The 25,068-nt window shown below is 68.5% G+C and carries 32 protein-coding genes and 1 riboswitch; of the genes, 13 read left to right on the top strand and 19 right to left on the bottom strand.

Translation table 11 applies throughout. The features are described 5' to 3' along the window. Positions 1–13: 13 nt before the first annotated feature. Positions 14–577 (bottom strand): hypothetical protein, encoded by a 564-nt coding sequence (locus ACZ5BU_RS33330; protein WP_465704434.1) that lies wholly within the window; start codon positions 575–577, stop codon positions 14–16. A gap of 137 nt (positions 578–714) precedes the next feature. Continuing rightward, a complete protein-coding gene (locus tag ACZ5BU_RS33325; RefSeq protein ID WP_465704433.1) occupies positions 715–1,044 on the bottom strand; it encodes an L-rhamnose mutarotase in 330 nt (109 codons plus the stop codon). Between the two features lie 220 nt (positions 1,045–1,264). Between ACZ5BU_RS33325 and ACZ5BU_RS33320 the strand changes: the two genes are divergently transcribed. Together ACZ5BU_RS33320 and ACZ5BU_RS33315 are read left to right on the top strand one after the other, a co-directional pair. Next, complete coding sequence (locus ACZ5BU_RS33320) at positions 1,265–3,166, top strand: penicillin-binding transpeptidase domain-containing protein (protein ID WP_465704432.1); 1,902 nt, start codon at positions 1,265–1,267, stop codon at positions 3,164–3,166. A gap of 63 nt (positions 3,167–3,229) precedes the next feature. Next, the gene (locus tag ACZ5BU_RS33315; protein WP_465704431.1) at positions 3,230–3,523 is read left to right on the top strand and encodes a TFIIB-type zinc ribbon-containing protein; all 294 of its coding nucleotides are present in this window, start codon (positions 3,230–3,232) and stop codon (positions 3,521–3,523) included. Here ACZ5BU_RS33315 and ACZ5BU_RS33310 read toward each other — a convergent pair whose 3' ends face one another. Next, on the bottom strand, positions 3,524–3,937 hold the full coding sequence (locus ACZ5BU_RS33310; RefSeq protein WP_465704430.1) for a PaaI family thioesterase: 414 nt from the start codon (positions 3,935–3,937) through the stop codon (positions 3,524–3,526). 31 nt (positions 3,938–3,968) lie between these two features. Between ACZ5BU_RS33310 and ACZ5BU_RS33305 the strand changes: the two genes are divergently transcribed. From ACZ5BU_RS33305 to ACZ5BU_RS33285, 5 genes are all read left to right on the top strand, one after another. Further along, positions 3,969–4,433, top strand: coding sequence for a GNAT family N-acetyltransferase (locus ACZ5BU_RS33305; protein ID WP_465704429.1), 465 nt, complete (start codon positions 3,969–3,971; stop codon positions 4,431–4,433). Positions 4,434–4,699: 266 nt separating this feature from the next. Beyond that, positions 4,700–5,683 (top strand): ABC transporter ATP-binding protein, encoded by a 984-nt coding sequence (locus ACZ5BU_RS33300; protein WP_465704428.1) that lies wholly within the window; start codon positions 4,700–4,702, stop codon positions 5,681–5,683. Continuing rightward, the gene (locus ACZ5BU_RS33295) at positions 5,683–6,495 is read left to right on the top strand and encodes an ABC transporter permease (protein ID WP_465704427.1); all 813 of its coding nucleotides are present in this window, start codon (positions 5,683–5,685) and stop codon (positions 6,493–6,495) included. Before ACZ5BU_RS33300 ends, ACZ5BU_RS33295 begins: the two co-directional genes overlap by 1 nt. Beyond that, the gene (locus ACZ5BU_RS33290) at positions 6,492–7,277 is read left to right on the top strand and encodes an ABC transporter permease (RefSeq protein WP_465704426.1); all 786 of its coding nucleotides are present in this window, start codon (positions 6,492–6,494) and stop codon (positions 7,275–7,277) included. Before ACZ5BU_RS33295 ends, ACZ5BU_RS33290 begins: the two co-directional genes overlap by 4 nt. 18 nt (positions 7,278–7,295) lie before the next feature. Then, positions 7,296–8,339, top strand: coding sequence for a DNA polymerase IV (locus tag ACZ5BU_RS33285; protein WP_465704425.1), 1,044 nt, complete (start codon positions 7,296–7,298; stop codon positions 8,337–8,339). Positions 8,340–8,367: 28 nt separating this feature from the next. Here the strand turns inward: ACZ5BU_RS33285 and ACZ5BU_RS33280 are convergent, their stop codons facing one another. The 3 genes from ACZ5BU_RS33280 to ACZ5BU_RS33270 all read right to left on the bottom strand — a co-directional run bounded on the left by ACZ5BU_RS33280 (position 8,368) and on the right by ACZ5BU_RS33270 (position 11,297). After that, the gene (locus ACZ5BU_RS33280; RefSeq protein WP_465704424.1) at positions 8,368–9,291 is read right to left on the bottom strand and encodes a phosphotransferase family protein; all 924 of its coding nucleotides are present in this window, start codon (positions 9,289–9,291) and stop codon (positions 8,368–8,370) included. A 61-nt stretch (positions 9,292–9,352) separates the two neighbouring features. Continuing rightward, entirely contained in the window at positions 9,353–10,192 is an 840-nt protein-coding gene (locus ACZ5BU_RS33275; RefSeq protein ID WP_465704423.1) for an amidohydrolase family protein, read from the bottom strand. A 13-nt stretch (positions 10,193–10,205) separates the two neighbouring features. After that, the gene (locus ACZ5BU_RS33270) at positions 10,206–11,297 is read right to left on the bottom strand and encodes a mandelate racemase/muconate lactonizing enzyme family protein (RefSeq protein WP_465704422.1); all 1,092 of its coding nucleotides are present in this window, start codon (positions 11,295–11,297) and stop codon (positions 10,206–10,208) included. Between the two features lie 105 nt (positions 11,298–11,402). On the opposite strand from ACZ5BU_RS33270, the gene ACZ5BU_RS33265 reads away from it, so the two are divergent. The 4 genes from ACZ5BU_RS33265 to ACZ5BU_RS33250 are packed head-to-tail and all read left to right on the top strand — an operon-like array spanning position 11,403 to position 14,007. Then, positions 11,403–12,110 (top strand): GntR family transcriptional regulator, encoded by a 708-nt coding sequence (locus ACZ5BU_RS33265; RefSeq protein ID WP_465704421.1) that lies wholly within the window; start codon positions 11,403–11,405, stop codon positions 12,108–12,110. Positions 12,111–12,125: 15 nt separating this feature from the next. Further along, positions 12,126–12,974, top strand: coding sequence for a fumarylacetoacetate hydrolase family protein (locus tag ACZ5BU_RS33260; protein ID WP_465704420.1), 849 nt, complete (start codon positions 12,126–12,128; stop codon positions 12,972–12,974). A gap of 33 nt (positions 12,975–13,007) precedes the next feature. Further along, positions 13,008–13,607, top strand: coding sequence for a class I SAM-dependent methyltransferase (locus ACZ5BU_RS33255; RefSeq protein WP_465704419.1), 600 nt, complete (start codon positions 13,008–13,010; stop codon positions 13,605–13,607). A 22-nt stretch (positions 13,608–13,629) separates the two neighbouring features. Continuing rightward, positions 13,630–14,007 (top strand): VOC family protein, encoded by a 378-nt coding sequence (locus ACZ5BU_RS33250; protein WP_465704418.1) that lies wholly within the window; start codon positions 13,630–13,632, stop codon positions 14,005–14,007. On the opposite strand, the gene ACZ5BU_RS33245 is transcribed toward ACZ5BU_RS33250, so the two are convergent. The 6 genes from ACZ5BU_RS33245 to ACZ5BU_RS33220 all read right to left on the bottom strand — a co-directional run bounded on the left by ACZ5BU_RS33245 (position 14,004) and on the right by ACZ5BU_RS33220 (position 17,441). Further along, the gene (locus tag ACZ5BU_RS33245) at positions 14,004–14,153 is read right to left on the bottom strand and encodes a hypothetical protein (RefSeq protein WP_465704417.1); all 150 of its coding nucleotides are present in this window, start codon (positions 14,151–14,153) and stop codon (positions 14,004–14,006) included. The two genes, ACZ5BU_RS33250 and ACZ5BU_RS33245, sit on opposite strands and share 4 nt — an antisense overlap. Before the next feature lie 293 nt (positions 14,154–14,446). After that, positions 14,447–14,818 carry a hypothetical protein gene (locus ACZ5BU_RS33240; RefSeq protein WP_465704416.1) on the bottom strand — a complete coding sequence of 124 codons (372 nt, stop codon included), beginning with the start codon at positions 14,816–14,818 and terminating at the stop codon, positions 14,447–14,449. Next, the gene (locus ACZ5BU_RS33235; RefSeq protein WP_465704415.1) at positions 14,818–15,897 is read right to left on the bottom strand and encodes an alpha/beta hydrolase; all 1,080 of its coding nucleotides are present in this window, start codon (positions 15,895–15,897) and stop codon (positions 14,818–14,820) included. The genes ACZ5BU_RS33240 and ACZ5BU_RS33235 overlap by 1 nt, the downstream gene beginning before the upstream one ends. Positions 15,898–15,955: 58 nt before the next feature. Beyond that, positions 15,956–16,516, bottom strand: coding sequence for a histidine phosphatase family protein (locus ACZ5BU_RS33230; protein ID WP_465704414.1), 561 nt, complete (start codon positions 16,514–16,516; stop codon positions 15,956–15,958). Beyond that, complete coding sequence (locus ACZ5BU_RS33225; protein ID WP_465704413.1) at positions 16,513–17,238, bottom strand: CbtA family protein; 726 nt, start codon at positions 17,236–17,238, stop codon at positions 16,513–16,515. The genes ACZ5BU_RS33230 and ACZ5BU_RS33225 overlap by 4 nt, the downstream gene beginning before the upstream one ends. 5 nt (positions 17,239–17,243) lie before the next feature. Beyond that, complete coding sequence (locus ACZ5BU_RS33220) at positions 17,244–17,441, bottom strand: CbtB domain-containing protein (protein ID WP_465704412.1); 198 nt, start codon at positions 17,439–17,441, stop codon at positions 17,244–17,246. A 43-nt stretch (positions 17,442–17,484) separates the two neighbouring features. Then, a riboswitch (adenosylcobalamin (AdoCbl) riboswitch) is annotated at positions 17,485–17,579 on the bottom strand. Positions 17,580–17,716: 137 nt separating this feature from the next. Between ACZ5BU_RS33220 and ACZ5BU_RS33215 the strand changes: the two genes are divergently transcribed. After that, a complete protein-coding gene (locus tag ACZ5BU_RS33215; RefSeq protein ID WP_465704411.1) occupies positions 17,717–18,358 on the top strand; it encodes a LysE family translocator in 642 nt (213 codons plus the stop codon). On the opposite strand, the gene ACZ5BU_RS33210 is transcribed toward ACZ5BU_RS33215, so the two are convergent. From ACZ5BU_RS33210 to ACZ5BU_RS33195, 4 genes are all read right to left on the bottom strand, one after another. Then, a complete protein-coding gene (locus ACZ5BU_RS33210; protein WP_465704410.1) occupies positions 18,355–19,716 on the bottom strand; it encodes an MFS transporter in 1,362 nt (453 codons plus the stop codon). The genes ACZ5BU_RS33215 and ACZ5BU_RS33210 overlap by 4 nt on opposite strands. 38 nt (positions 19,717–19,754) lie before the next feature. Next, the gene (locus ACZ5BU_RS33205) at positions 19,755–20,120 is read right to left on the bottom strand and encodes a DUF1304 domain-containing protein (RefSeq protein WP_465704409.1); all 366 of its coding nucleotides are present in this window, start codon (positions 20,118–20,120) and stop codon (positions 19,755–19,757) included. 15 nt (positions 20,121–20,135) lie between these two features. After that, complete coding sequence (locus ACZ5BU_RS33200) at positions 20,136–21,050, bottom strand: phosphotriesterase family protein (protein ID WP_465704408.1); 915 nt, start codon at positions 21,048–21,050, stop codon at positions 20,136–20,138. Positions 21,051–21,166: 116 nt separating this feature from the next. Next, positions 21,167–22,633: a DEAD/DEAH box helicase gene (locus ACZ5BU_RS33195; RefSeq protein ID WP_465704407.1), complete on the bottom strand. Its 1,467-nt coding sequence runs from the start codon at positions 22,631–22,633 to the stop codon at positions 21,167–21,169. A 355-nt stretch (positions 22,634–22,988) separates the two neighbouring features. Here ACZ5BU_RS33195 and ACZ5BU_RS33190 point away from each other — a divergent pair, with 355 nt between their 5' ends. Further along, positions 22,989–23,498: a DinB family protein gene (locus ACZ5BU_RS33190; RefSeq protein ID WP_465704406.1), complete on the top strand. Its 510-nt coding sequence runs from the start codon at positions 22,989–22,991 to the stop codon at positions 23,496–23,498. Between the two features lie 2 nt (positions 23,499–23,500). Here the strand turns inward: ACZ5BU_RS33190 and ACZ5BU_RS33185 are convergent, their stop codons facing one another. The 3 genes from ACZ5BU_RS33185 to ACZ5BU_RS33175 are packed head-to-tail and all read right to left on the bottom strand — an operon-like array spanning position 23,501 to position 25,017. Then, positions 23,501–24,169, bottom strand: coding sequence for a TetR family transcriptional regulator (locus ACZ5BU_RS33185; RefSeq protein ID WP_465704405.1), 669 nt, complete (start codon positions 24,167–24,169; stop codon positions 23,501–23,503). Continuing rightward, positions 24,129–24,581 carry a thiol-disulfide oxidoreductase DCC family protein gene (locus tag ACZ5BU_RS33180; RefSeq protein WP_465704404.1) on the bottom strand — a complete coding sequence of 151 codons (453 nt, stop codon included), beginning with the start codon at positions 24,579–24,581 and terminating at the stop codon, positions 24,129–24,131. The genes ACZ5BU_RS33185 and ACZ5BU_RS33180 overlap by 41 nt, the downstream gene beginning before the upstream one ends. Beyond that, complete coding sequence (locus tag ACZ5BU_RS33175) at positions 24,574–25,017, bottom strand: hypothetical protein (RefSeq protein WP_465704403.1); 444 nt, start codon at positions 25,015–25,017, stop codon at positions 24,574–24,576. The genes ACZ5BU_RS33180 and ACZ5BU_RS33175 overlap by 8 nt, the downstream gene beginning before the upstream one ends. Positions 25,018–25,068: the final 51 nt, after the last annotated feature.

Raw genomic sequence — 25,068 nt, 5'->3', positions numbered from 1 at the left:
GTGCGCGGCACGGTCACCAGGACTCCGCGGGTCGCCACCACTGCCCGGGTCCTGCCGGTACGGCGACACCTGCCGGATCGGTGACCACATCGTCGCGGCGTACGCCGGGAAGCACCTCGTAGCGGATCGACTTCGCCTCGGACACCAGCGCGAGCGGCCACCACAGCGCCCGGACGTATGCCTCGGCCTGCTCCGGCCCGTCCCAGTCGTAGCAGCCCCGGTAGAAGCCGAACTCGTCGGCGGCGAACCAGAGCTTCGACACGAAGCCCGGGAAGCCGACGAACAACGGCGTGTTCAACAGACTCTCGGCCCTGAACAGCCGGTGTCCCCGGCCGGTGACGTGACGCAACCGGAACCGGACGATCAGGACGCACGGACGCACCGGCGCGACCCCGGTCAGCACCGTCTCCCGGTAGACCCAGGAGGTCGACCCGTCGGCGAACCGCACCCGGAGGCCGACGCGGCCGCGTGGAAGCCTGACCCGGCCCCTTGCCAGCTGTACGGCGGTTCGCCCGGCGCACGCCGCCAGCCGCGGCAGCGCGGCCGTCAACCGAAGGTGCTCGACACGTCCGTCCACACCCCCACCCTGATCGGTCACCTCCGGCCGAACTACCTCACAAGGTCCCGACCCCAGCGGGACCTTCGGCTCGGGGAGGATCTCACCCCCCGCTCGGGAAGGAATCCTCCCCGGATCGCCGCGGTGGGCGACGGGGGTCAGTCGGTTTGTTCGCTCATGGTCCAGACGTGGCGAAGCGACTGGCCGGCGACGCCTTCGGGGTTCTGGGCGAAGCCCTCGACGAACTGGCTCATGTGCTGCTGCCAGCGCTGGTCGGTCGGATCGTTGCGCAGGTACGCGACCGCGGCCTCGAAGTCGTCGGACTCGACCAGGTGGAACAGGTCCCGGCCGCTGCGCCAGATCGACCAGTCGCTGATCCCGGCGGTGTGCATCACCGCGATCAGTTCCGGCCAGACGCGGGCGTGCTCGGACTCGTAGGCCTCTTCGGTCCCGGGGATCAGGCGGCTGTGCAGCGCAAGGCGGGTCACAAACGAGCAGAATACGCCGCCGCCGACGCCCGTGGAACGCGGTTCCAGATTGCGGCAGACCAATTCGCGCAGCGTCTTGCTCCCGATTCACGCCTGCTCTGCCGCCAACTCCTGAGCGGGTGTGCGCGTCGTACTTGCGTAGGTTGAGTAGGTTCCGAGGTAGCCACACGCCGAAGACCGTGTCCCGGTGTCCATCCGTCGACGTGCGAGAGTTGAGAACGTGAAGCGAACCACTGCCATCGTGTGCCTGAGTAGTCTGCTGATCACCGCCGGTTGTTCGGACAGCAAGTCCGGCGGCGGGAAGTCCGGGAACGACGAGCAGAAGGCGTCCGGCGCGGTCATCAAGCAGTTCGCCGACGCCTGGGTGAAGGCCTGGGCGCCGAACGGGAAACCGGACGCGGCCGGAGCGCTCACCGACAACCCGGCAGTGTTCGCCAAGCGCCTCGACGGCGTCGACACCGCGCTGGTGGCGAGCACCGTGACGGTCACCCCGCAGGACAACCCGAAGTGCTCGGACAGCAACAACTGCACGCAGGAGCTGGCCGTCGAGGCGCAGCTGCGCGGCATCGGCACGATGAAGTGGACCAGTACGGCGACCGCGGTGAAGACCGGTGACACCTGGAAGATCAAGGCGTCCGGCGACACCATCTACCCCGGCCTCGGCGACAACAACTACCTGAAGCGGGTCCGCGCGATGCCGGCCCGAGCGTCGATCCTGGACCGCAACGGGGTCGCCCTGACCGCGAACCGGCAGGTTGTGATCGTCGGCGTCGCGTCCGGCAGCACGGCCACCGCGGCGACGTACGCGGCGTTCACGAAGTACCTGCAGGTCGACGGCGCGAAGCTGGCCGCGCGGGCGAAGGCGGCGCCGGCCGGGCAGTTCGTGGACGCGATCACGATCCGCGCCGAGGAGTGGGAGGCGCTGCGGCCGAAGATGCAGGCATTGCCCGGCGTACTGACGATGGGCGGGACCCAGTCGCTGCCGCCGACCGCGACGTTCGCGAAGTCGATCATCGGCACCATGAAGACCGCCACCGCGGACACGCTGAAGAACGCGGGCCCGACGGCGTCGGCGCAGGACCAGGTCGGGACCACGGGCCTGCAGTACGCGTTCCAGCAGCAGCTCGCCGGTACGCCGGGCGGCACGGTCACGCTGCGGGACGGCAAGACCAAGCTGACGATCAAGACGGTCTTCGCCCAGAAGGGCACCGCCGGGCAACCGGTGAAGACGACCCTCGACACGAACATGCAGAAGGCGGCCGAGGCCGCGCTGGCGACGAGCAAGCTGCCCGCGTCGCTGGTCGCCGTGCAGGCGTCCACCGGTCAGATCCTGGCCGCGGCGAACGGTCCACTGCCGGCCAGCTACAACCGCGCCTTCCAGGGCCGCTACGCGCCGGGTTCGACGTTCAAGATCGTCACGTCGGCGGCGCTGCTCGGTGCGGGTGAAACCACGACGACGCCGCTGCCGTGTACGCCGACGATCAACGTCTTCGGCAAGACCTTCAAGAACTACGACGGTCTGACGGCGTACGGCGCGGGCACGATGCAGAAGGCGTTCAACGAGTCCTGCAACACCGCGTTCATCTCACAGCACGCGAAGCTGCCGAAGGACGGGATGACCAAGGCCGCGGCGATGTTCGGCATCGGACGCGACCTGAACCTGTCGATCTCGGCGTACGGCGGTCAGGTGCCGGCACCGAAGGACGACGTCGACCAAGCCGCGTCGATGATCGGCCAGGGTACGGTCACCGCCAGCCCGCTCGCGATCTCGCTGGTCGCGGCGACGGTCGACCACGGTACGGCGATGAAGCCGGTGCTGGTACCGGGCAAGGACGCGGCCGGCCCGGCGGCGTCTCCGTTGCCTGCGGCAACTGTCGCGGCGCTGCGGACGTTCATGCGGACGACGGTCACCGGCGGTACGGCGAAGGTGCTGGCCGGGAACGGCGCGGTCGCCGCGAAGACCGGTACGGCCCAGCTCGTCGTCGGCGGCAAGGTCATCACCAACGCCTGGATGGCCGGCTACCGCGGCGACGTCGCCTTCGCCGTCATCGTCGAGGGCGGCGAGTCCGGCTCGCACACCGCCGGCCCGATCCTGAAGACCTTCCTCTCCACCTTCAAGTAGGAACTTGCTGAGAGTTGGCTGAGAGTCGGCCGATCGCCTCGAATCGGCACTTAGAGTTACCGGATGGACAGCCTGGTTTGCCCTAAATGTCGCGGCGGGATGCGGACGTACGAACGTAGTGGGATCACCGTCGACCAGTGCGGCGACTGCCGTGGGATCTTCCTCGACCGGGGTGAACTGGAGCACCTGGTGGATGCCGAGGTGCGGTTCAACGCGGGCGGACCGTCGCGGCGCGAGGAGAAGCAGTACGACGACCGTAAGTACTACGACGACCGCAAGCATTACGACGACCGGAAGTACGGCAATCAGCAGCACCCGCGGAAGAAGAAGTCCTTCCTGGAGGGACTGTTCGACTGATCAGCGCCGTACGGCGATCACCGTGCCCTGGGCGAGGGCGCACAGAGTCGCGGTGTCGCCGTCGATGGTGCTGAGTTCGCAGGTGCAGGTGGCTTGCCGGCTGGTCGCGTGCGCGACCCGAGCCACGGCACGCAGTACGTCGCCCTGTGCCGGGCGGAGGTAGTTGATCGTGAACCCACCGGTCAGCACACTCGGCCCCAGCGCCGCACCACCCGCGAACGTCAGCGCATTGTCCGCCGCGTAACTTAGCACTCCCCCGTGCAGAAACCCGTTCTGCTGCAGAAGATCCTCGCGAACATCAAGCTCCAGCGTCGCGCCACCATCCCCGAACGCGGTCACCCGCGCACCGAGCAGCACGCTGAACGGTTGCGTCGCCAACAGCTTCTGAGCCACTTCCAACGTCAATTCCGCCATTCGGGCACGATATGTCAGCTACCGTCAGGGCGTGAGCACGCCGCCGGTGGTACTTCGCCCGATTGCGCCTGCCGACTTCCCGGCCTGGAAGGAACATGCCGCGGCGACATTCGCGGCTGAGATCGGGCCGGCGCGCGGGCTGACGGCGGACGAGGCGCTGAAGTTCGCACACGAGGGGGCCGAGCGCCTGCTTCCCGACGGGCCGGGCACCGACCAGCACCTGATCTGGACCGCGTGCGTGGACGACGTGCCGGTTGGCAGCCTGTGGATCAGCACAGCCGACAAGGTGCCGTTCATCTACGCCGTCGAGGTCGACGCGGCCCAGCGCGGCAAGGGGTACGGCCGCGCGATCATGCTGGCCGGCGAGGAGGAGTGCCGGCGGCGCGGATACACACAGCTCGACCTGAACGTGTTCGGCGACAACCGTACGGCGATCGCGCTGTACGACTCGCTCGGGTACACGGTCACGTCGCAGCAGATGCGCAAGGACCTCTAAACCCGCTGGACGACGCTTTCCGCGGCGACGTACCGTGATCAGTGGCAGCCGCACGTCGGAAGGACCCACAGGGAGCGATGCCGACACGTCGTCGAGACAAGGGTTGATTCGAAGCCAACCCCCGCGGTCGGACCGGATCGCGTAGCCGGGACGGACCTTGGTGTCCGCCTGGCCGAGTTCACTCGGCGCCGTGAGTGGCCTGCGCTCTGCGCGTTTGCGCGTTGACGCTGCCCGGTCCTGACCTTCTCTCGAAAGCGGTGCATTCCGTGACGCCTGTTATCGCGGCACACGATCTGACCAAGACGTACACCTTCCACCAGCAGCGCGCCGGGCTCGGCGGGGCGCTGAAGAGCCTGGTCCGGCGCAAGTACGAGACCCGGCTCGCCGTCGACCGGATCTCGTTCGAGATCGATCGCGGCGAGGTCGTCGGGCTGCTCGGCCCGAACGGCGCCGGCAAGACGACCACGCTGAAGATGCTGTCCGGCCTGCTCTACACAACCTCCGGCGACCTGCAGGTCCTCGGCCACACCCCGTCCGACCGCAAACACGAGTACCTGCGCCGGATCGCGCTCGTGATGGGCCAGAAGACCATGCTGTGGTGGGACGTCCCGGCGATGGAGAGTCTCCTGCTGCACAAGGACATGTACGGCCTGACGACGGCGGAGTTCGACCGCAACGTCGACGAGCTCGCGGACCTCCTCGACGTCGGCCACCTGCTGAACGTCCAGGTCCGCAAGACCTCACTCGGTGAGCGGATGAAGCTCGAGCTGATGGCGGCGCTCGTCCACGGCCCGGAGATCCTGTTCCTGGACGAGCCGACGATCGGGCTGGACGTGGTCGCGAAGGCCCGGGTCCGCTCGTTCCTCGCCGACGTCAACCGGCTCCGTGGCACCACGATCCTGATCACCAGCCACGACATGGACGACATCGAGGCGCTCTGCTCGCGGGTGATGATCATCGACCACGGCCGGCTCCAGTTCGACGGCGGTCTCGACGACCTGGTCCGGACGGCGCGCCCGCGCAAGCTGGTGCGGGCGACGTACGCGGCACCGGTCGACGTCGGCGGCCTGGACGGAGTGACCGGCGTCGAGGTGTCCGGTACGACGGTCGAGCTCGAGGCGGAGCGCGAACGCGCCGGCGCCGTGATGGAGCAGCTGACCCGGCTCGGCCCGCTCGTCGACCTGGACGTCGCGGACGCCGACATCGAGGACATCATGCGCGACCTGTTCCTGCGCCGGAGCTCGCTGTGATGGGCACCATCGCGCGCAACCTCCGCGTCGTGCGGCGGATGACGGCGGCCGACATCGCGCAGCAGTCCGTGTACCGCGCGGCGTGGGTGATCTTCATGGTGTCGAACATCTGCATGCCGATCATCTCGCTGCTGATCTGGCGGACCGCGCTCGCGAGCGGGGCGAAGCTCCCGGTCGACAAGCAGTACGTCACCACGTACTTCGTCCTGCTCGGCTTCGTCACGATGGCGACCTCGTCGTGGATGGCCGGGTTCCTTGCCCAGGACATCCGGCTCGGGAAGCTGTCCAGCTGGATGGTCCGTCCGGCGTCGCTGCTCACCGGGTTCGTCGCGAACAACCTGTCGGAGAAGTTCCTCAAGCTGTTCGCGCTGGTGCCGATGATCGGGATCGTCTGGTGGATCTTCCGGGACTCGATGCGGATCCCGGCTGCTCCGGGGCGGTGGGTGCTGTTCGCGGTCAGCCTGCTGCTCGGGGCGGTGCTGTTGTTCACGATCGACATCCTGATCGCGTCGCTGGCGTTCTGGATGGACGACGTCAGCGCGCTGGTGCAGGCCCGCGTGATCATCGCGAGCGTACTGTCCGGTGCCGTCGTACCGCTCGCGCTGATGCCGTCGTGGTCGCGCGGGTTCGTCGACCACCAGCCGTTCCGGTACACCGTGTCGTTCCCCGTCGAGATCGTTGCGGGGCAGCTGACTGGGCCTTCGGTCGTGGCGGGGTTGGGCTTCCAGCTCGGGTACGTCGTGGTGTTCGCCGTGATCGCGCGCGTGGTGTGGACGGCCGGGATCCGGGCGTATTCGGCGGTGGGCGCATGAGGTACCTCCGGTTGTGGCGACGGTTCTTCCTGCAGGCCGTCGTACGGGAGACGCACTTCCGGGCGCATTTCCTGACCACGTTGCTCGTGGGGCTGGTGCAGCTCGGGCTGGGGATCGTACCGACGCTGCTGCTGTTCGGGTTCACGTCCGAGGTGAACGGCTGGTCGCGGGCGGAGGTGATCGCACTGGTCGGGGTCTTCCAGATCGTCACCGGGCTGATCGCGGCCTTCGTCGCGCCGAACCTGAACCGGATGACGACGTACCTCACCGAGGGCGAACTCGACAGCGTCCTGCTGCGGCCGGTGTCGAGCCAGTTCTACCTGACGTTCCGGTGGATCAACGTCGCGGAGCTGACGAACGTTGCGAGCGGCATCGCCGTACTGGTTCTCGGACTGGTGCAGGCCCGGATCGGCTTCGGACCGGGGCAGGTCGTACAGGCCCTCGTACTGGTCTGCTGTGGGCTGGTGCTGCTGACGTGCGTGTGGTCGGCGATGTCGTTCCTGGCGTTCTGGCTGCAGTCGGTGAACCCGATCGGGTTCGTGTTCCTGAGCCTGGTCGAGGCGGGGCGGTATCCGCTGGTGTTCTTCCCGGTGGCGGTCCGGACGTTCCTCACGTTCGCGTTCCCGGTGGCGTTCGCGACGACGTTCCCGATCCGGGCACTGGCCGGCGATCTCGGATGGTCGACGGTCGCGATCGGGGTCGGGCTCGCGGCGGTGGCGCTGCTGCTGGTGCGGTTCGTCTGGCGGCGCGGGCTGCTGACGTACTCCAGTGCGTCGAGCTGATGTGGTTACCTGTGACGTATGAGCTGGTGGGTCCTGCACGTGGACATGGATCAGTTCATCGCGGCCGTCGAGATCCGGCGCCGGCCTGAACTTCGCGGACTACCTGTCGTGGTGGGCGGATCCGGCGATCCGGCCCTGCCCCGGCAGGTGGTCGCGACCGCGTCGTACGAGGCGCGCGTGTACGGCGTACATTCCGGGATGCCGGTACGCGCCGCTTACAAGAAGTGTCCCGACGCGGTGTTCCTGCCGTCGGATCCGGCCGCGTACGACGCGGCATCTGCCGAGGTGATGGACACCCTGCGGACGTTCCCCGTGGTCGTCGAGGTGTGGGGCTGGGACGAGTGCTTCGTCGGCGCCTCGACCGAGGACCCGGAGGCGCTGGCTGCTTCGTTGCGGGCCGCCGTGGAGGAACGGACCGGGCTGACCTGCTGCGTCGGCATCGGCGACAACAAGACCCGCGCCAAACTCGCCACCAACTTCGCGAAGCGCTCCGGGGAAGGCACCGGCATCTACCGTTTGACGGCGGCGAACTGGCGCTCCGTGATGGACCATCGGCCGGTACGCGACCTGTGGGGCATCGGCGCCCGGATGGAACACAACCTCAACGAACTCGGCCTGACCACGGTCGCCGAACTGGCCGCCGCCGACGTAGACGCGTTGCAGAAACGCTTCGGCCCCAAGATGGGCACCTGGTACGCCGCCCTCGGCCGCGGCCTCGGCGACACCCAGGTCACCGACGTACCGCGCGAACCCGTCTCCCGCAGCCACGAGGAAACCTTCGCCTCCGACCTCGTCGAACGCCCCGACATCGAACGAGAACTCCGCCGAATCGCCACCGAGGTAACCAACGAGGTAGTAGCCGACGGCCGCACCGTCCAACGCATCTGGGTAAAGCTCCGCTTCACCACCTTCTACACCCCTATCAAAAGCCGAAAACTCCCCACCCCAACCCAAGACCCCGAAGTAATAGCCACCACAGCCCTAGCCCTCCTGCAAAAGTTCGAACTCCGCCGCCCCATCCGCCTGATCGGCGTCCGCGTGGAGTTCGTACCTCCGGAATGACCGCTTATATAACTTTGTCCAAAGAAAGTTATATAAGCCGCAGCGCGGCCATCGCTTGATAGCTCTCCAGGACGGCTTCAGGCTTGTTCAGGCGGTGCCGTTCCAGGCGGAGTGCGGCGAGGTGGCGTGCCTCGTAGATCGCCGCGCGCCACGCGGCGGCAGGCGATCGGTCGAGGTCACCGTACGACTGCCAGAACGCCTCGCGCTCGTCCTGCTTCGCCTGGGCCATGCGGATGGTCCAGTCGGCGGCGGGGTCGCCGAACTCGGTGCGGTCGAAGTCCAGTACGCCGGAGATTCGCGGCTCGGGAGCGTTCGCGTCGAGGAGACAGTTCACGGTCCAGAGGTCGCCGGTGAGTAGGCGTGGCTCGCGGATCTCGTCGAGGGTTGCGCGACCTTGCTCGGCGAGGTCGGCGGCTGTTCGTACGTCGCTGGCGTCCAGGCCGGCGTATTCGATGTCCTCGGCAATCTGCCGGAGCGAGGTGATGACAACCTCACTCCAGGACGCATACGACGGTCCGGCGACGCGACCGAAGTACGGTCCACGCATGTCGTGCACGGTTCGGGCGATCGCCCCGAGTTGGCGGAAGAACGTCGTACGACCTGATCGTGGATAGTGTCCGAGGTGTTCCGGTGCCGGGATGCCCGGGAGGCGTGTCTGGATCATCCAGTCACGGTCGATGAGGTCGTGCGACCAGTCGACCGCGAGGATCCGTGGCATCAACGGCGCAATCGCCGCCAGCCAGGGAACACTGGCGTACTCGTTCCGCATCAACCGTCGCTCGGACCTGAACTGTTGGGCTTCCTCCGGCGCGATCCGTACTACGACAGGCGCGGCGCGCCCGGCCAGGGTCACCCGGTAGACGCTGTTGTACGACCCGTACCCGAGCTCGACCACGTCCACCGGCGTGAGGTCGAACGCGCGCCGGCAGATCAGCTCGATCGCATGGTTCATCCCAGCTCCGGGTTGGGGAGGTTCTTCTGCCCGATTCGGGAAGTGATCCTCCCCGAGTTCGTTACAGGCTGTACGTGCGGGTGGCTGTTGTGGTGAAGACGGCCTCTTGGTCCGAGGGCGACAGGGTTGACGTGAGGGTTTCGGCGGCTGCGACTACGTCGGCGTAGGTAGCGGCTAGGAGGCAGACGGGCCAGTCGGAGCCGAACATGATGCGGGTGGGGCCGAAGGCCTCCAGTACTACGTCGGCGTACGGCTGGAGGTCGGTTGGTTTCCAGGTGTGCCAGGGGGCTTCGGTGACTATGCCGGAGAGTTTGCAGGTGACGTTGGGGTGGGCGGCGAGGGCGCGGAGGTCGGTGGCCCAGGGGTCCAGTGGGTTGCCGATGACTGGTTTGGAGATGTGGTCGACGACGAAGGTCAACTGGGGGAGGTTGCGGGCGGTCTGGATTGCGGCGGGCAGGTGGGGCGTCTTGGTGAGGAGGTCGTACGCCAGGCCGGCGTCGGCGACGGCTGCCAGACCTCGTTGTACGTCGGGGCGTAGGAGCCAGTCGACGTCAGGCTCGTCGTGGACCTGGTGGCGGATTGCCTTCAGGTACGAACCGTCGGGGCGGGCCAACAAGGCGGACAGGGTGTCGGCGACATCCGGAGCTGTAAGGTCGACCCAACCGACCACACCCGCGACGAGATCGTTGCTTGCGGCAATCTCCAGGAACTCGACGGTCTCCTCGACCACGCCCACTGTCTGTACGAGCACCGTGGCGGTGACGTCCGCGGCCGCCGCGAGCGGCGCGAGGTCGGTGATCGCGAAGTTCCGCCGGATCGGGTCGAGCTCCGGCCCGACCATCCACGACTGCTCGCGAACACTGAGGTCCCAGACGTGGTGATGTGCGTCGACTCTGCTCATGCGCCGTACCCTCTCATCCGACTCTGCGGTCGTCGATAGCGTCCTGGTTCCAGTCGATCCCGAGGCCGGGTACGTCCGGCGCAACCGCGTGCCCGTCGACGATCTCCATCTCGGACGACGTGATCGCCCGCAGCTGCGGGATGTGTTCGACGTACCGGCCGTTGGGTACCGCCGCCGTCAGGCTGACATGCAGCTCCATCAGGAAATGCGGGCACACCGAGAGGTTGAACGTCTCCGCGAGGTGCGCGACCTTCAGCCACGGGGTGATGCCGCCGACCCGGGCCACGTCCACCTGGATGATCCCGGCGCCACCGGCCGCGGCGTACTCGCGGAACTGCGAGACGGAGTACAGCGACTCACCGACCGCGATCGGGATCGAGGTCCCTGAGGCGAGCCGGACGTGACCGGTCACGTCGTCGGCCGGCAACGGCTCCTCGAACCAGGTCAGGTCCACGGACTCGAACGCCGCCGCCCGCCGGCGAGCCTCCGGGTACGTCATCGACTGGTTCGCGTCGACCATGATGTCCATCGACGGTCCGACCGCGTCCCGGACCGCCCGCAGCCGTTCGAGATCCTCGTGCACCCGCGGCTTGCCGACCTTGAGCTTCACGCCCGGCCAGCCGGCCTTCTGGGACGCGAGCGCGCCGGCGACCAGCTCGTCCGTTGTCAGGTGCAACCACCCGCCTTCGGTGTCGTACAACGGGACCTGTTGCCGGTACCCGCCGGCCAGCCGCCACAACGGCTCAGACGCCCGCAGGCACCGCAGGTCCCACAGCGCGGTGTCGACCGCCGCCAACGCCAGCGAGGTGATCGCACCGACGGTCGTCGCGTGCGTGGACCAGAACAGGTCCGACCACACCGCCTCCACGTTGCGCGCGTCCGCGCCTGCGAGACGCGGGAGCAGGTGGTCGCGGAGCAGCGCGAGTACGGCGGTGCCGCCGGTACCGATGGTGTACGAGTACCCGAGACCGGTCAGCCCGTCCGCCGTCGTGAGCCGTACGAACACGGTTTCCTGTTTGAGGAAGGCCTGGACGGCGTCGGTCCGGACGGTCTCGACCTCGAGGTCGACCAGGAATGCCTCGGCCCGGATGATCGCCGTACTCACATTCGCCTCCCGAGATCCTATAGGATATTGCGAACCTGATGCTTCCGCTTCACACTGGAGCCGTCAAGTGTGGGGCAGAATGATGGCTTCCCGGGAGGAGTGAACGTGAGCGATGCGCACGTGGGCCTGGCGGGCCAGCTCGCCCGGCTGCCCCAGCGACAGGTGCTGAGCGACGACGTCTACGAGACGGTCAAGGGCTTGATCATGGACAGCGTGGTCGAGCCGGGCACCCGGTTGAACATCGATGCGCTGACCCGTGAGCTGGGCATTTCCCAGACCCCGATCCGGGAGTCGCTGGCCCGGCTGGAGTCCGACGGCCTGGTGATCAAGGAGCCGCTGCGCGGGTACCGGGTGTCGTCGCGGCTGACCCGGGCCGAGTTCGAGGACCTGTTCGAGTACCGGCTGCACATCGAGCCGTGGGCGGCCGGCCGCGCCGCGGAACGCGCCGGCGACGACGACCTCGCCCGGCTCAAGGCCGAGATGCTCAGCTACACCGACGTACCGGATCGTCCGTCGTACGAGAGCTACCGGGCGATGGCCGCGCACGACCAGCGGTTCCACGACCTGGTGCTGGAGCTTTCCGGTAACGAGACCGCCCGGCTGTCCTTTCAGCGGACACACTGCCACCTGCACCTGTTCCGGCTGTACTACGGTGGCGGCATCGCGACGAAGGCGTTGCGAGAGCACAAGGCAGTGGTGACCGCTGTCCGCAAGGGCAACCCGGAGGAGGCGGCCGCGGCGATGCGGTCGCACATCGAGTCCTCCCGCGCCCGGTTGCGGCCCAGGTTCGACTCTACGAGTACGACCGACTGATCCAGGGAGATATCTGTGGAACTGCTCCGCCTCGGGGCAGTCGGCGAGGAGCGCCCGTACGTGCGCGCCGCCGACGGCACCGTTCACGACCTCACCCCGCTCACCGCCGACATCGACGGTTCCTTCCTCGCTGCTGACGGCATCGCCCGCACTCGGGCTGCCCTCGACGCCGGCGAACTGCCCGCAGCCGACGTCGACGGACTCCGGGTCGGTGCGCCGATCGCCCGTCCCGGCGCCGTGGTCTGTATCGGCATGAACTACGCGGCGCACGCGGCCGAGGGTGGCGCCGAGCCGCCGAAGCAGCCGATCGTCTTCTTCAAGCACCCGAACACGGTTGTCGGCCCGGACGACGACGTACTCGTCCCGCGCGGCTCCGTGAAGACCGACTGGGAGGTCGAGCTCGCGGTCGTGATCGGGAAGGAGGCGCGGTACGTCGAGACCGACGAGGACGCGCTCGCCTGCGTCGCGGGGTACACGGTCTCGAACGACGTCTCCGAACGTACCTTCCAGATCGAGGTGTCCGGCGGCCAGTGGTCGAAGGGCAAGTGCTGTGAGACGTTCAACCCGCTCGGGCCGGCGCTGGTCCCGGCCGACGAGGTCGACCCGACGAACCTGAACCTCCGCTCCTGGGTGAACGGCGAGCCGCGCCAGGACTCGAACACGCGGGACATGATCTTCTCGGTGGCGGCGCTGATCCGCGACCTCTCGCAGTACATGGTGCTCAGCCCGGGCGACATCGTGAACACCGGTACGCCGGAGGGCGTCGCCCTGTCCGGCCGGTTCCCGTACCTGTCGCCGGGCGACACGATGGAACTGGAGATCGAAGGCCTCGGCCGGCAGAAGCAGTCCCTCGGCAAGGCCTGAAAACTGTCCCCGGCCGGCTCTAGGGTCGGCCGGGTGGACTATCTGGACGACATCAGCACCTCGTACGACAACGTCGCGGCGTCGTACGCCTCAATGATCGTGGACGGCGCCGGCTGGGAGGTCGAGGCGTTCGACCTGCTCGCCAAGCTCGTCGCCGGAAGCGGGCGGCCCGTACTCGATGTCGGCTGCGGACCGGGTCGGACGACCGCTCTGCTGGCCGAGCGCGACCTGCCGGTCGTCGGGATCGACCTCTCACCGGGGATGATCGACGTCGCCCGCCGCGACCACCCGGGGCTCGACTTCCGTGTCGGCACGATGACCGCGCTGGACCTCCCGGACAGCTCCGTCGCCGCGGTCGTCTCGTGGTGGTCGATCATCCACCTACCTCGGGACGTCGTACCGCAGGCCTTCACCGAGTTCCACCGGGTGCTCGCGCCGGGCGGATTCCTGTTGATGGGGTTCCACGTCGGCGAGGAGAGCAGGCACAAGACCTCCGGGTACGGCGGCCACCCGATGAACATCTACGTACACCGCTGGACAGGTCCCGCCCTGACCGAGCTGGCAGTCGCCGCCGGACTCACGCCGTACCTGGTGAGCGGAATTCCGGAGGACCGGCTGCTCTTCCAGAAGTAGAGACGTGCCCTAAGGTCTGCGCATGACTTCTCGCGTGCGGACCGTGACGTTCGATGCCCACGACCCCTACGAGCTCGCCGGCTTCTGGTTGCAGGTGCTGAAGGCCGAACGCCCCGACGACGACCATCCAGGTGACCCGTACGCCGCGGTCCCCGCCGACGGCATCACCGTCCTGTTCGAACAGAACAACGACGAGAAGGCGGTCAAGAACCGTGCCCACCTCGACCTGGTCCCGGACACCACCCGCGACGAGGAGGTCGAGTGGCTGCTGACCCTCGGCGCCACCGTCGCCCACGACCGCCGCGACCCCGACGGCAAGGGCTGGGTCGTCATGCAGGACCCCGAAGGCAACGAGTTCTGCGTCCTCCGCAGCGAATCCGAACGCGCCGCGGACGGTTAGAGCTCGTCGACGTACGGGGTTTGGCCGGTGAAGGTGACGTGCCAGTCGGTGGTGCGGGCGGTGACGGTGAGGTCGTAGCCGTGGCGGCGGGCGATGAGTTCGTGGCGGTCGCCGGTGGGCTCGGCGATCGTCACCCTTCCAGCCACGGGACTCGAGCGTCTCGGCGGCGAAGCCGAGCTGCGCCTCCGGATCCGGGGTGCTGGTCGGGTCGCCGGTCTCGACGGTGATCGTGCAGACGGACTCCGGGCCGCGGTCGTCGGACAGGGCGCCCTGGTCGACGGGGCCGGGGTCCTGGGTCACCACCGGGGTCTGGCCTGGGACGACGACGGCCGCCACCGCGAGGAGTTCCGAGCGGAGGTGGTTGCGGGCTTCGGTCAAGGTCACGGTTCCGTGATACACCGTACGGCCAAGCCTCGCGAGGACACGCCGTACATCCGGGTCACGGAACGACCGGCGTCTCCCCGGTGAGCGTTATCCGCCAGTCGGTCGCCCAGGCGTGGACGGCGACGTCGTACCCGTCCCGGCGCGCGGCGACCCGGTAATGACCGTTCTCCGGAGGTACTACGTCCGCGGTCCAACCGCGGGCGCGCAACGCCGTCGCCGCCGCCTCGACCTCCGCTGCCGGGTCCGGCGCCTGTGGATTGCCGGTCTGAACGGTGATGCGGGAGACGGTGGCCGTCCCGCGGCCGTCGAACAGTACGCCGGGGTTCACCGGACCGGGGTCGTGCGTGACGACCGGCGTCTGGCCGGGTACGACGGCCGCCGCTACCGCCACCAACTCACTCCGCAGGAACTGCCTGTCGTCGTTCATCACCGCTCCACCCCCGATCGCCTGCCGCGGGTACTTCGGTTCGCCTTTGTCAGGTCCACCGCCGGTTTTGAAACACCATTCAACGCCGTGACTCCGTTGTACGCCGCGGACGCGACATGCGCCGCAACGTTCAGCGGGACGCCCCACGCCAGCTCGGTTTCCGCCCCACGCCCGGTGCCTGTCCTCGTGATGGCCTCCAGGTCGCCGCGGACCACCCGGCCGATGTTGCGCAGCGCCTCGCTGTTCGGCCGGTAGTACTCGTTGTGCCAGTGCACCGACACCGGGTCTTCGCCCTGCGGATCGGCAGTCGCCATCCGGATCGCGTCCGGGAAGTTTGCCGGGTCCGGCCCGTGCCACTCGGAGTACGACACGTAGTCGCCCGGCGCGCGCTCGGTGAACAGCCGGGTCGGCGGTTGTACGAAGTCCGCAGCCTCGTCGATGTGCTTCTCGATCCCCGGCGACCCGGTCATCACCAGCCGCTTCGGCCGCGCGCCGCTCTTCAGCACGGCCTGCCCCGCCACGTCGGTGCCGTACGAGTGGGCGACCACCGTGACGTCGGCGTTCTCGTCCTTGAGCTCGTCGATCTCGGTCAGGCACTCCGCGAGCCGCGGGCCGCCCTCGATCGCCGCCTTCTTACTCGCCGCCTGCAGCAAACCCTGCGGCGAGTCGTAGTCCAGCCACACCACCACGGCGGTGTCCTGCGGGCCGGCCTCGTCCCGGATCAGGCCGCCGCGGTCGGACTGCCCGCGGAACGTGTCCAGGCTGTTCCCCATCCCGGGCACCAGTACGGCGACGTTCTTCGCGTGCTCGAGATCGCCGAGGACCTCCACGGCGCGACCCTGCCCTTCCGGGTCGACCTTGAGGAACTGCCGCGGCCGCTGGACCTGCACGACGTTGCCGTCAGCATCCACCTCGGTGTCCGTGACCGGGGTGAGCAGCTCCTCGACGGTCGCGAGCCGCTTCACCTGGTCGTCATTCGCCGTACCGGCGTCGACCGCGGCCCGCAGGCGGTCGCGGGCAGCGACGAGGAGCTCGTGGTTCGCGCGGAACCGTTCGGCCAACTGCTCGGACACGATCATCCGCGACTCCCCGTGACAGCCGGTCACCTGGGCGTGAGACCGGACCGATCGCAGTTTGTCAGGAGATGGTTCCGAAAGCCAGAGACCAGTTGCCGGAGTGGTGCGACAGGTGGACCGCGGCGAGGGGCCGTACGTCGACGTGCCGGAGCGACTCCGCCGGCGCGTCCACGACATACAGCACCACCGCCCGGACCACCGCGGGATGGACGACCGCGACCACCGACGTACGCTCGTCGTGCCGCTCGACCAGGTCACCGAGCCAGTCGGCGACCCGGGTCAGTACGTCGTTCTCGGTCTCGCCGCCGGGGGTCGCGGTGTGCGGCCGCTCGAGCCACGCCGCGACCCGTTGCGGATCCTCACCGAGCAGTTCTTCGAGGCCGCGACCCGTCCATTCGCCGTACTCACGGTCCCGCAGCGCGGGGTCGACGACAGGCTCCAGCCCGAGCGCGGCAGCTGTCCGTACGGCAGCCCGCTCGGGACCGGCGTACACCGCGTCGGCCGCGAACTTCAGCTCGCGCGCCGCCTCGACGCTCGCCGGATCGGGCTCGGCGTCGCCACCGAGTACGAGTCCGCGCAACGCGGGCGTGAGGGCGTGCGCGATCAAGGTCAACCCCGTCAAACTGTCACCTTTTCTCGGGCCGGCCGGCGGTCCACCGCGACCGCGTACCCGAAACCGAGCAGGAGCCACAGCGTCGCCTGCGTACCGAGCGAGGCGAACCGGAACTGCCACAGCAGCGTAGCGGGGAAGGTCGCCGGAACCTCGTTGATCCGCGGCAGGATCAGATACGCGGCGACCACGGTCGCGACCACCCCGGCGACACCACCCGCGAGCCGGGCGACCTCGCCGTACCGCTCGGCCCACCGCGACAGCGCGACACCGGCCCAGACCGCGAGCAGGCCGATCACGAGGGTCATGAGATAGGTGACGGTCCTTTTGGTGATCGTGTCCGGGTCGCCGACCGCGGGTGGATTGGGTGGGTACTTGAAGAACGGGACCAGCACGATGCCGACGAAGCCGGCCGCGGCGAGCCCGAGCGCGGCGTGCGCGTCGTTCCTGGTACGGAGCTTGCGGCGCAGCAGGGTGAACGCGACGGCGAACAGGCCGCCGAGCGCGACGCCGTACAGGCTGGTCGCGAGGAACAGGCCGGCCTTCTGGCCCTCTCGGCTGACGAGCGGCTGTTCTTCTTGGTCATGAGCGTGCGCGTGAGCGCCGGCCTCTTCGATCGCGATCGCCGCGTCGATACGCGGCTCGCCCATCCCGTAGGCGAACGTTCCGGCCAGCAGGCCGGCGAAGAGTCCGACGATCAGTCCGCGCACCAGGAGCGATCCGAAGGTGCGCATTTTCGCTAGTGGCAGGGCACGCCGAGCAGATGCCGGCCGTCGTGCATGAGCTCGTGCAGGTACATGCCCGAGCGGGACACGGCCCCCTGGTCGAAGCCGACCAGATACGCGAGCAGCAACAACAGACCGACGCTGAGCAGCGCGGCGGCGAGAAGCTTGGGAGAAAGTGCCGGTACGGCGATCGTGCGGGCAGGAGCTGCCATCTGAACTTGACCTCCTGGGGAAGTGCGCGTCCCCTTCGAAAGGCTGCAGTACCCGAGCGTCCTGACTTACGAGCCGAGGCTCGATCACAGTGGCGCGGCCGCGCCGGACTCTCACCGGCTTCCCTCATGGCACCGCAGGTTGACCTCCGAACCGTAAGGCCCCACGCGAACCCCGGTCAACGCGCCCCGGCGCGTCGGTGACCAATCCCACCTGCCGGTCCAGTCGGCGGATGAAGGGCTGACAGCGCGACTGGGTCGCATCTACTCTGTGGTGTATGCCGTCCGCTCATCACCTGGTCGCGTTTGCGATCACCGCGTTCATCATCATCGTCGTGCCGGGGCCCAGCGTGTTGTTCATCGTGGGGCGGGCGTTGGCTGTCGGGCGGCGTGAGGCCGTGCTGACGATGGTCGGCAACACAGTCGGGGCCGCGGTGATGCTGTGTGCGGTCTCGCTGGGGCTCGGTACGTTGATCGCCGCCAGCGCGATCGCGCTCACCGTGGTGAAGCTCGCCGGTGCGGCGTACCTGGTCTACCTGGGTGTGCAGGCGTTCCGTACGCGGAAGTCGCTGGTCGAGGCGATGCGCGGGACGGCGCGGCCGAGTACCACCCGGCGGACCATCCGGCAGGGGTTCCTGGTCGGGGTGACCAATGCCAAGACGGCGGTGTTCTTCGCCGCGGTGTTGCCGCAGTTCGTCGACAAGGGGGCCACCAGCCCGGCCTGGGCGCAGATTCTGATTCTCGGGCTGATCTTCATCCTGATCGCGCTCTGCTCGGACAGCATCTGGGCAGTCGTGGCCGGCACGGCGCGGGAGTGGTTCGCCCGCTCGCCACGCCGGCTGGAACTGGTCGGTGGTACCGGTGGCCTGATGATCATCGGCCTCGGCGCCAGCATCGCGGTGACCGGCAACAAGGACTAGGCGGTACGACGCGCCGCCTGCACCCCGAGCAACGCCAGCAGGGCCGGGAAGCCGAACGCCACGACGTACGCCGTGACTGCCGAATGCGGCTCCATAGCCGCGAACAAAGACCCGCCGATCGCGAGGACCGTTGCCGTGGACAACGAGTCGCTGAGCTGTGCCGCGGAGCTGTTCGCGCCCTGCTCGTCGCGCTCGGAGTAGTCCAGCACCAGCACCGACAGCGTCGGGAAGACGGTGCCCATTCCGAGCCCAGTCAGGCTCCACCCCAGGATCCCCACCAGGACCGGTACGTGCTGGTCGAGCGTGAGCGTGGCGGTCGCGATGCCGAGCACGATCAGGATCATCCCTGCCTGCAGGAACACCCCGTGTGAGAACGGCTGGTTCGGCCGGCCGCGGTACCACGACGCCGCTGACCAGCTCAGTGCGCTGACGGTGAGCACCAGCCCGGCGAGCGCCGGTGACAACCCACGCTCGCGGGTGAGCATCAGCGGCAGGAACACCTCGGCGCCGAACCCGGACGCCGCGACCAGCCCGCGCAGAGCGACCACCGACGGCAGCCCGCGCCCGAAAGCGAACGTACCCTTCGGCAACAACCGCGGCCCGAACGCGATCACCCCGGCCAGCCCGACAGCCAGCAGCGCGATCTGCACGACGCCACGCTGCTGCCCGCCGTAGTGCAACAGCCCGACACCGATCGCGGCCGCGACCGCCCACATCGCGCGCTTGTCCCACAGCTTTCCCGGACGTACGTCGTACCCGCTCCCCCGCGCCAGTCCCGGCCGCATCACGAGGGCCGCCGGTACCGCGAGCACCGGTACGGCGAGGAACACGAACCGCCAGCTCGCATGCTCGACGATCAGCCCGGCGATCGCTGGTCCGACCAACGATGGCACGACCCATCCGGTCGCGAACGCGGCGAAGATCCGCGGCCGCAGCCGCGCCGGGTAGAGGTGCCCCACGATGACGTACAGCGCGACCGTCAACAGACCGGACCCGTACCCCTGGATGATCCGCCCGGCGACGAGCACTTCCATCGACGGCGCGAACCCGGCGATCAGCAACCCCACCAGGAACCACGCCGTACCGTGCCAGAGCGGACGGGTCGGCCCCTTGAGATCGCTCCAGGTGCCCGAGACAACCATCGCGACAACCCCGGACGCGAGCGGTCCGCCGAAGGCGAGCGCATACAGGCTGAGCCCGTCGAGCGCCTGCGCGACGGTCGGCATCGCGGTCGCGACGGCCAGCGACTCGAACGCGACCAGCGTGATCAGCGCGACCATGCCGATCGTCAACGCACGATACTGCGGGGAGAGAACGCCGTCTGTCTCAGTCGCCGGCTCGGCAAGCGTTGTGGTCATGCCGAGAACGATGGTGGCTCAAGTGCGCTTTAAGTCAACTAGAGAACTGCAGCGAACACCAAGGCGAGGATCGGCGGGACCGCCTGAGTGGCGGCGGCGCGGAGCATCCGGCGGTCGGAGGCGAGTAGTACGACGCCCGCGCCGGCCATGCACGCACACGCGAACAGCGCGATCGCGTGGCCCTTGTCGCCACCCCAGATCAGGCCGCCGAGCGCACCGACCGCGAGGAACAGGTTGTAGAACCCTTGGTTGAAGGCCCACGGCCGCGCCGCCTCGACCTCGGTTTCCTTCACGAGGAACCGCTTGTAGGTGCTCGGCTTGCGGAACAGCAGACTCTCCATGGCGAAGACCGCCAGATGGAAAAGCCCCGCGACAACGACGAAGATCTGCGCGACGACGCTCATGCCGCGAACGTACCGCTACGCCCGCCAATCCGTGGCGAAGGCACGCGCGGGGTTGTTCCGGAACACGTTGTCCGCAATCTCCGCACCGAAGTACTGGGTGATCCGCGGCCGCAGGTGGGTCAGCAGGTACGGCATCCCGGGACCCTCGCCGGTCGACGCGCGGGCACGGGCGGTCGTAGTGTCCCCGCCGAGCAGCAGGCGGTCGCCGTACCCGGCGTCGACGAGCGCGGCGAGGCAGTCCATCAACAGTGGGTCGGTCGCGTTGTTGGCCCGCGACGGCCCGTCGAACGCCAGCCACGCGCCACGACGCGCCAGCTCGAGGTGCGCGCGGTGGTCCGGAAAACGGTTGAGGTGCCCGAGAACGACAGCGCCCGGGTGGACGCCGAGTTCGTCGACGAGCAGGTCGAGTACGGCGTCGGTCCCGGAGCCGAGCTCGTGGTGTACGGCGATCGGCGCGTTGGTGACGTGATGCGCCTCGGCCGCCGCGCGCAGCACGTGCTCGGCGTGCGCGTCGAGGACGTGGAACCCGCCGGCGACCTTGATCAGGCCGGCGCGGACCTGGGTGTCGCCGATCCCGGTCGTGAGTTCGCGGACGAAGATGTCCGCGAGCTCACCCTGGATCTTGTCGACGTACCCGTCCTGGTAGTGCTCCCGGCGATGCAGGCCGGTCGCCGCGACGATCGCAACCCCTGTGCTGGTGGAGATTCCCGGCAGCAGGTCGGCACGCCGGTTCAACCCGTGCGGTGTCCACTGCACGATCGCCTGACCACCTGCGTCCGCGAACGCCCGTACCTCGGCGCTCGCAGCCGCCTCGTCGTCGAGCTCCTGCTCCTTCGGCAACGCCGCCGACCGGAAGAACAGGTGATCGTGCGAGTCGGTCACGCCCAACGCACCCGGCATCAGGTCGTTCAAGACCGTACGGATCCGCATCAATACCTCTCAGTCAACGCACAACCCCAGCCCCCAAACGGTATCCGCCAACCAGGCCGCCGGGCCGATCGGCCCGGTGGCTGGTTGCTCGGTGGCTGGTTGCTTGGTGGTCGAGGTCAGGCGGCCTGCTGGCCGCTGGTGCGGCGCCCGCGGCCGCGGCGCGCGGGGCGACGGCTGGCGCCTCCGGACCGTGCGCCCTCACCGCGACGGCTGTCGGCGCGAGTACCTTGGCCCCGCGAACCCTCGGACCGTCCGCCTTCGGCCCGGCCATTGCCGGCTGAGCCGCCCTTGGCGCGAGCGGACGGACGCTTGGACGAGGACCGGCCCGACGTGGGTACGTCCTGCTTGACGGGCGGGGCCACGTACGTGCGGTCGCCCGGGGCCAGTTCGGTCAGCAGCGGGTGATCCGCGTCGAGCTTGGTGACGGTGGGGGCGATGCCGGCCTTGCGGGTCAGGTCGCGGACGTCGCGCACCTGGTCGTCGGTCATCAGCGTGACGACGGTGCCTTCCGCGCCGGCCCGAGCCGTGCGGCCGGAGCGGTGCAGGTACGCCTTGTGCTCGACCGGCGGGTCCGCGTGGATGACCAGCGTCACGCCGTCGACGTGGATCCCGCGGGCCGCGATGTCCGTGGCGACCAGCGTCCGCGCCGTACCGTCGGAGAACGCCTCCAGGTTGCGCGTACGGGCGCCCTGCGAGAGGTTGCCGTGCAGCTCGACCGCCGGTACGCCCTGGGCGATCAGCTTCTTCGTCAGCGACTTGGCGCCGTACTTCGTCCGCGTGAACACCAGCGAACGACCCGGCGCCGCGGTCAGGTCGACCAGCACCGGAAGCCGCGCGTCCGAGCGGACGTGCAGAACGTGGTGCGTCATCCGCGCGACCGGCGATTGCGCCGAGTCCACGCTGTGCGTGACCGGATCGGTCATGAACCGGCGGACCAGAACGTCCACACCGGCGTCGAGCGTGGCGGAGAACAGCAACCGCTGTGCGTCGGCCGGAGTCTGCTCGAGGATCCGGCGAACGGCGGGAAGGAAGCCGAGGTCGGCCATGTGGTCGGCCTCGTCGAGCACGGTGATCTCGACCGCGCCGAGCTTCGCGTGCCCGGCCTGGACGTGGTCCTCGAGGCGGCCCGGGCAGGCGACGACGATGTCGGCGCCCTTCCGCAGACCGGTGATCTGCGGGCCGTGACCGACCCCGCCGAAGATCGTCATCGAGCGCAGACCGAGCTGGTCGGCGAGCGGCGCGATCGACGCCTGGATCTGGGTCGCGAGCTCACGCGTCGGAGCCAGGATCAGTGCGCGCGGGTGGTTCGGCCGGCGCTTGGTGCCGGACGCGGCGAGCCGCGCGAGCACGGGCAGGACGAACGCGTACGTCTTGCCGGAGCCGGTGCGGCCGCGACCGAGAACGTCCTTGCCGGCCAGGGAATCCGGCAACGTGGCCGCCTGGATCGGGAACGGGCTGGTCACACCGGCCGCGGCCAGCGCGGTGACCAGCCCGGCGGGTACGCCGAGGTCCGCGAACGTACGGTTGTCATCGGCAACTGTCTCGACGACGTCGTCGCCGAGGGTCCCCAGATCGTTGCTCACAGCAACCTCAACGCGGCCGGTGGACTGCTGGTTGCCGGCCCGGCGCCGACGGCGCGGCCGCGTGGACGCACCTCGCGGATCACCCGCGGAGGCGGAGGGCTTGCGGTTCTGGGACGTGGGTTGATTCTGCGTGGGGCGGCGGACCGCCATAGAAGTACTCCAAAAGTTCGGGGGTCGTCCTGCCCGGCGCGGCCGGTGGGCCGCGGCGCGTGGGGGTCGACTGCTGGCGCAAGGTTGCGCGCACCGGCCCGAGGCAGAACTGGGCGGGCCGTCGGCACCAGTCTACGGCATCAACCGGACCAACCCGCCCGATATTCCGTCGGACCCTCGTCACACCGGCCCTAGAGTCCTTCCTGTGACGGAACAGTTTCGGGTCGACCCGCCCACGGACGCCGACGAGCGAACGCTGCTGCAGGGTTTCCTCGACTACCACCGCGGCACGCTCCTGTGGAAGGTGTCGAACCTCTCCGGTGAGCAACTCGTCCGGCGTACGGTCGATCCGTCCAGCATGTCGCTGATCGGTCTGGTCAGGCATCTCGGCGAGGTCGAGAAGTACTGGTTCCACCGCGCGCTGGCCGGCCACGACTCGCCCCCGAAGTACTGGACAGCCGAACACCCCGACGGCGACTTCGACCTGGTCACGCCGGAACGGGCCGAGCAGGACGTCGCCGAGTTCCGCGCCATCGTGCAACTCTCGGACCGGTTTGCCGCGAACCATGCCCTCGACGACACCTTCATCCGCCCCGGCTACGAAGGGCGCTACTCGGTCCGCTACCTCTACATCCACATGATCGAGGAGTACGCGCGCCACAACGGCCACGCCGACCTGCTGCGTGAACGCGTCGACGGCTCGACCGGCGAGTAGAACTACGGCTTGATCGAGCGGATCAGGCCGACGATGTCGCTGGTCACCCCACGTACGCCGGGGATCCGGGTGAGCCGGAGCAGCCGGTCCACCAGAGGTACGGCGCGGTCGATCAGCGTACGAGTACGGCGTACGTCGTCGGACTGATCGTGCACCCAGAACAGCACGATCCCCATCTGCAGCAACCAGAGCAGCTCGGGCAACTCGGACCTCAGGTCCGCGGGCACCTTCAGGTCCGAGCCCTCGACGACCTGGCGGAAGATCTCCACGCTGGCGTCCCGCGCCGGCCGCGACTCGTCACTGAACGGCGACAACGGACTGCGAGGATCGGCCGCTGTCTTGAAGAAAGTGCCCGCGAACTCGTGGTACGGCGCGGAGACGTCCAGCCAGGCCCGCAGTACGCCGACCATCCGCGGCACGAACGCCTGCTCGGTGGCGAGAACGGACTCGACCGCCTCGCGGTGCTGGTCCTGCAGCAGGTCGTAGTACGCCTGCATCAGGTGGTCCTTGGAACCGTAGTAGTAGTACGCGTTCCCGACCGAGACGCCCGCCTCGGTGGCGATCGCGCGCATCGTGGTCTTCCCGTACCCCTGTTCGCGGAACAACCGCAACGCGGTGGTCAGGATCAACTCACGCGTCTGCTCGCCCTTCGCGGTCGCACCGTCCGTCACACCCGTCAGCGTAATCACCTCCGCTAGGTCCTGTCTGGATCACCAGACAGGACCTTGGTCGTCGCAGTCCAGCCGCGGCCTGCACCATCGCCCGCGCGACCGGCCGCAGCTCCGGAGTCGCCAGCCGTACTGCCGTGTGCCTGTGCTCCCCCGTGGCCCACAGGCACACGATCCACGCCCGGTCGCCGACGTACACGGATCCGTCGTCGGCCACCACCGTGATCTCGCGCAACGTCGCCGCATGGTCGAGCGCGGGGTAGAGCGCCCGCGCGTCCGCCGACCCCGCCGCGACGAACCGCAGCCGCACCACGCCGCCGTACCCGTCCGGCGCCGGATGCTGTACTGCCAGCCAGTTCTTGAACCGGCGGCACAGCGGACACCCGGCGTCGTGCAGCACTGTCAGTTCACGCATGCTCGATCGGCCACACCGGCTGCTGACCACCAGCGATGCCAGGTCCCCTGACCACGTCGTTCGGCGGCACCGGCGGGTGGGTCATCGTGTCGAGCTTGCTCCGGTTGCGGATCTTGTTGAAGATCCAAACGTTCGTCAGGTGCACCACGCCGAGCACCAGCATCACGATCCCGAGCTTCACGCTGAGCTGCTCGAAGATCCCGCTGCCGTCCACGACCGCGGTCCCGCTGCGCAGGAACAGCGTCACGAACCCGAGGTTGAGCAGGTAGAACCCGACCACCAGCAGCCGGTTCACCGCGTCGGCGATGTCCTCGTTCCCGTCGAACACGTCGACCAGGAAGACCCGCCCGTAGCGGCTCAGCGTCCGGGCCACCCAGACCGTCAACGGCACCGCGATCAGCAGGTAGAGCAGGTACGTCGTAACTGTCAGATCCATCGTCCACCCCACATCTTGAACACGTTCAAATCTCTGTCGTCCCCGACGGTA

Source organism: Kribbella sp. NPDC031520 (assembly GCF_055580825.1).
The sequence above is the reverse complement of the archived record's forward strand: the minus strand, read 5'-3'. Positions and strand labels throughout refer to the sequence as shown.

Coding starts and splice junctions, on each gene's coding strand:
- ACZ5BU_RS33275 (WP_465704423.1), bottom strand. CDS start 10,192: ATGAGCAGAGTCGACGCACATCACCACGTCTGGGACCTCAGTGTTCGC.
- ACZ5BU_RS33235 (WP_465704415.1), bottom strand. CDS start 15,897: ATGATCGTGTCCGAGCAGTTGGCCGAACGGTTCCGCGCGAACCACGAG.
- ACZ5BU_RS33250 (WP_465704418.1), top strand. CDS start 13,630: ATGACTTCTCGCGTGCGGACCGTGACGTTCGATGCCCACGACCCCTAC.
- ACZ5BU_RS33210 (WP_465704410.1), bottom strand. CDS start 19,716: ATGACCACAACGCTTGCCGAGCCGGCGACTGAGACAGACGGCGTTCTC.
- ACZ5BU_RS33285 (WP_465704425.1), top strand. CDS start 7,296: ATGAGCTGGTGGGTCCTGCACGTGGACATGGATCAGTTCATCGCGGCC.
- ACZ5BU_RS33290 (WP_465704426.1), top strand. CDS start 6,492: ATGAGGTACCTCCGGTTGTGGCGACGGTTCTTCCTGCAGGCCGTCGTA.
- ACZ5BU_RS33315 (WP_465704431.1), top strand. CDS start 3,230: ATGGACAGCCTGGTTTGCCCTAAATGTCGCGGCGGGATGCGGACGTAC.
- ACZ5BU_RS33180 (WP_465704404.1), bottom strand. CDS start 24,581: ATGCGTGAACTGACAGTGCTGCACGACGCCGGGTGTCCGCTGTGCCGC.
- ACZ5BU_RS33240 (WP_465704416.1), bottom strand. CDS start 14,818: ATGAACGACGACAGGCAGTTCCTGCGGAGTGAGTTGGTGGCGGTAGCG.
- ACZ5BU_RS33295 (WP_465704427.1), top strand. CDS start 5,683: ATGGGCACCATCGCGCGCAACCTCCGCGTCGTGCGGCGGATGACGGCG.
- ACZ5BU_RS33225 (WP_465704413.1), bottom strand. CDS start 17,238: ATGCGCACCTTCGGATCGCTCCTGGTGCGCGGACTGATCGTCGGACTC.
- ACZ5BU_RS33205 (WP_465704409.1), bottom strand. CDS start 20,120: ATGAGCGTCGTCGCGCAGATCTTCGTCGTTGTCGCGGGGCTTTTCCAT.
- ACZ5BU_RS33310 (WP_465704430.1), bottom strand. CDS start 3,937: ATGGCGGAATTGACGTTGGAAGTGGCTCAGAAGCTGTTGGCGACGCAA.
- ACZ5BU_RS33280 (WP_465704424.1), bottom strand. CDS start 9,291: ATGAACCATGCGATCGAGCTGATCTGCCGGCGCGCGTTCGACCTCACG.
- ACZ5BU_RS33175 (WP_465704403.1), bottom strand. CDS start 25,017: ATGGATCTGACAGTTACGACGTACCTGCTCTACCTGCTGATCGCGGTG.
- ACZ5BU_RS33200 (WP_465704408.1), bottom strand. CDS start 21,050: ATGCGGATCCGTACGGTCTTGAACGACCTGATGCCGGGTGCGTTGGGC.
- ACZ5BU_RS33215 (WP_465704411.1), top strand. CDS start 17,717: ATGCCGTCCGCTCATCACCTGGTCGCGTTTGCGATCACCGCGTTCATC.
- ACZ5BU_RS33220 (WP_465704412.1), bottom strand. CDS start 17,441: ATGGCAGCTCCTGCCCGCACGATCGCCGTACCGGCACTTTCTCCCAAG.